The organism is Pedobacter agri PB92 (genome assembly GCF_000258495.1).
GTDB classification, from domain to species: Bacteria; Bacteroidota; Bacteroidia; order Sphingobacteriales; family Sphingobacteriaceae; genus Pedobacter; species Pedobacter agri.
Window position 1 is genome coordinate 1 of the sequence record NZ_AJLG01000271.1, and the last position, 4,564, is coordinate 4,564.

Here is a 4,564-nt window from a genome sequence, read left to right on the forward strand (position 1 = left end):
CGTTTTTTTTATTGTGAGATAAGGCTATTTATAACCTTCATTTTGTTCCATATTAGTGTTGGCATTCATCTCCGCTAATGGAATTGGTAAAACAGTTTTTAATGAAGTATTTGGTATTGCAATGGTAAGTCCACCTGTACGATATTTTGTAAAAGCCAATTTATTACGTGTTAAATCAAACAAACGGTGACCTTCGAAAGCAAATTCCTTTCTATTTTCTAATAAAATTAAGTTTTGCAACGCGACTCCCGTAGCGGTTGTAGTAGGTGCCGAGGCGTCGGCACGTTTAGCGATCAAATCTAAATCGGCTATGGCAAGTGCTTCTTTTCCTATTTGTTTGGCTCTCGCTTCAGCACGAATTAAATATAATTCAGATAAACGAATTACTTTCACACCTTCCTCAAATGTAGTTACGTTATTGTATTTTGTAATCACGTTCGCCGGGTTTTCAGCACTTGTTCTGCTTCCTCGTGTCATAAAGCCTTTACGCACATCAGTATTCGTGTATAGGTTATACAAATCATCTGTTGCTAAACCATCACCATAACTCGATCCCTGAAACAAAAATGCCGCTAAACGATCTGTTCCTAAATTATTTGTTGCATTGTATACCACTTCAAATATCGCTTCACTATTATTCTGGATTCTGAAGTTAGTCGAGCCGCCAACGTAGTTCGCATTGCTTAATAAAGTGAATTTATTGCTGCTGATAACATCAGTTGCCATGGCTTCGGCATTTGCCCAGTCTTCCATATACAAATAAACTCTTGCCAGTAATGCTTTTGCAGCAAACTGACTGATGTGACCTTTGTTAGATGCCGTAAATCCTACAGGTGTTGCAGGCATCAAAGAAATTGCTTTTTTCAAATCTGATACAATTTGATCATACCCTTCTTTAACCGTATTTCTTTTCGGATTAACAATATCTTCCTTACTTGTGCCACTTTTAGCGAGCACCGGTACACCGATGTGAGATGCATTTGGCGTAGAATTGTAAGGTGCGGCATAAAATCTTAACAAGTCAAAATGAGCCAATGCCCTTAACGTGTAGGCTTCTCCAACCAAATGACTAACCTCTGCCTGCTCGGATTGAGGAACACTTAAAACCTCTCCCTTTGCGATAATTACGTTAGCATTCACAATGGTGCGGTACATGATATTCCACGATCCGGATGCTGTTCCATCATTCGTATTGGTAATGTATTGATCGTAACTGGTGTATCTGCTGGAATTTCTTCTGCTGATATACATGTTATCTGCCATTAAATCAGGAAGTATTACAGCGCTTCTTCCATAGTAAGCAGCACTTTGTAATAGGGAATAGGTGCCCATTACTGCAGCTTTGGTTGTTGGTAAATCAACTACAACCATATTTACCGCCGCTTGTTGTTCAGGATCAATCTCTAGAAACTCTTTACCGCAAGAGGTAATTAAGAGTGCTATCAGTGTTGCATAAAATATGTTATATAATTTTTTCATGGTAATTCTAGATTAAAATTTAATATCAAGACCTAAAAGTGCAGTTCTGTACACAGGAATATTTTTGTCCGCAAATCCGTCGATGCCCACCTCAGGGTCAAAAGTTATGCGGTCATCTTTAATGTATGTAAATAAGTTATTTGCCCTGAAGTAAATTTTAGCACTTGATAACTTTACATGTTTAACCCACTGTGCTGGCAAATCATAGCCTAAAGTCAGATCACGTAAGCGGATATAATCTCCGTTGTAAACAAAGCGAGATGAGTTTTGGCTTGATGTTCCAGATTGGGTGCCTAAATAAACCATTTTTGGTGTTAAAGTGATATCACCTGGTTGCTGCCATCTGGTGTCGTATGAATAACGGCTGATTCTATTCGTTGGTCCGAAACCTAACGAGCCATCAGAATTTACATTTGTACCATAATTATCATAAATTTTATTTCCGAAGTTGAAGTATAACTGAAAGCTTAGCGAAAAGCCTTTGTAGGTAAAACTATTGGTTAAGCCACCAAAAAAATCAGGAAGGGCACTGCCTTGGTTATATTGTTTCGCCGAGCCATAATTATTAGTGGTTTGTGTCTGCGTTTCATCGGTAAACCATAATGCTTCGCCGTTTGCTGGGTTAACACCTGCGTAACCAGTAAGGTATAGTTGATAGAAATCGCCACCTACATAACGGTTGTAACTGCCCGATACAATTGGGCTTGTTAACGATGTAATTTCATTTTTGATGGTTGAAATGTTGAAGCTGGTTGTCCATCCAAATCCATTGTTTTTTGGCTGAATGTTCACGCTGTTTAATTCGAGTTCTAAACCACTGTTTTTGATTGCACCAACATTATCTGTAAAGCTTGTTAAGCCGTTGGTTGCAGAAATCGGACGGTTTAATAGCAAATCTGATGTTGCTCTTGAATAGTATTCGAATGTTCCTGTTAAACGATTTTTTAATACGCCAAAATCAAGGCCGATGTTAAATGGCTTGTTTTTTTCCCAGGTTAAAAGGTTGTTTCCATAATTAGAGAAAACCAAACCAGGTGAGTTATCATAATTTGTACTGCCATATAACGCTCTTGAAGCAAAATTGCCGATGTCCTGGTTTCCGTTAACTCCATAACTCGAACGTAAACGAAGGTCTGAAAATACCTGCTGATCCTCCATGAAGCTCTCTTTCAAAATGTTCCATGAAACCCCTAACGACCAAAAATTACCGTATCGTTTCTCAGATCCAAATCTCGACGAACCATCACGGCGGAAAGATGCACTGAGATAATATTTAGATTTATAATCTGTTGAAGCATTTAAGAAAACTGAGTTTAAGGCATTTGATGTACCTGTTGATCCACCATCAACTAAAATGGATGCATTATCTAAAGTGTAAGTGTTTGGGAGGAAATTACGTTTTTGAACATAGTTTCCTACTTCAGTAACTTTTTGTGATTCATATCCAACATAAGTTTTTAAACCAAAATCGCCAAAAGTTTTGTTATATCTTAATATCGAGGTATTTACCCAATTGATTACACGATCGGTACTTGAAGTAGCTCTTCCTCCATCGGTACGCGACGTACCTACACCTGATTTATTGTATTCTACATTTTCTCCGTAAAGAAAATTAATGTTTGATTGGTTCTCAATCGAAAAATCTTTAGTGATTTGATATTTGGCTAAGAAGTTACCAATTAAAGCATATGCTTTTCTGGTGGTATAACTTTCTAAAACCTGGGCCATTGGATTGTAACGGTTAAAATAACTAAAGTCATAAGTGCCATCATCGTTGTAAGCCCTTAACCATGGTTGGTATTGCGAGTACATCCTAACCGGGTTACCAAAGGTGCTGCCATCTGCCTGGGTATGGTTGTTGCGATTGTTTATTTGCAAACCGCCAGAAACAGATAGCTTATCAGAAACCTGATTACTGATTCTCATATTTGCGGTGCTTCTGGTAAAATCACTACCTAGTACTGGTGCTTTAGCAATATAATGACTTCCAGAAATATAGAATTTAGTTTTATCTGTACCACCGCTAATAGAAAGATCTGCCTGGGTATGATTACCTGTGCGGGTTAGCAGATCAAACCAATCTGTGTTTACATTAGGATTAACGTTATTCGCAGCCATCTCCTGTGCAAATAAAGCCGGATCGTTACCTTTGTTTACCCAACCTTCTTTCAATAACTCAAGCATCTCCGATGTATTTAAAGCTTCAGTACCTTTAATGGTGATAATATTATTTACACCACTTTGAACAGAAGCTGAAATTACGGTTTTACCAGCCGCCCCACTCTTGGTGGTAATTAAAATAACGCCATTAGCAGCTCTTGATCCATAAATTGATGCCGCAGATGCATCTTTTAATACCGTTAAGTTTTCAATATCATAACTGTTTAAGCCGCTAATTTGATTATCGTTCAAAGGAATTCCATCTACAACGTATAACGGTCCGCTACCTGCGTTAACGGATCCAATACCTCTAATTCTTACATTAGGAACCGCACCTGGTTGTCCGGATCCATTGCTTGAAATTAATCCTGCCACATTTCCTTGCAAACTTTCCTGCACACTTGCTCTTGGGCTGCCACTTATAACAGGACCTTTCAATTCTTTTGCTGAACCTGTAAATGAAGCTTTGGTTTGTTTACCATAAGCCACTACCATTACCTCTGATAAATCTTCGGAAGATGGAATTAAGGTGATGTTTTGGTTAATATTGCTGTTTTTAACAACAACGTTCTGAATATATTTGTTAAATCCGATGTAACTCGCTTCAAGGGTGTAAGTACCCGCGGCAGGAACGGTAAACTGGTATTCTCCTGAAGAATTTGATACGGTATTTTGTTTAAACCCATTGCTGGTTAAAACAATATTTACTCCAGGAACAGAGATGCCTTTATCATCAAATACTTTTCCGCTGATCGTACTCGCCAGATTGACATGGCTTATCACTGGTAATCTAACTTCCTGACGTTTGATTAAAACGGTATTTCCAACAATTTTAAAATCCAAAGGAATTTTTTTTGAAAACTCCGTCAATGCTTGCTCAAGGGAAACATTATTTAGATTTATAGTAATTTTCGCTGAGCGAACA

The 4,564-nt window shown here is 38.0% G+C and carries 2 protein-coding genes; both read right to left on the reverse strand.

What is annotated here, in order from left to right; all coding sequences use genetic code 11:
- Window positions 1-24 precede the first annotated feature (24 nt).
- Complete coding sequence (locus ON09_RS22775) at window positions 25-1,479, reverse strand: RagB/SusD family nutrient uptake outer membrane protein (protein ID WP_010603377.1); 1,455 nt, start codon at window positions 1,477-1,479, stop codon at window positions 25-27.
- A 12-nt stretch (window positions 1,480-1,491) separates the two neighbouring features.
- The coding region (locus tag ON09_RS22780; RefSeq protein WP_010603378.1) for a SusC/RagA family TonB-linked outer membrane protein at window positions 1,492-4,564 on the reverse strand (3,073 nt) is incomplete at its 5' end.

Excerpts from the sequence above, each read along its gene's own strand:
- ON09_RS22775 (WP_010603377.1), bottom strand. The coding sequence starts at position 1,479 with ATGAAAAAATTATATAACATATTTTATGCAACACTGATAGCACTCTTA.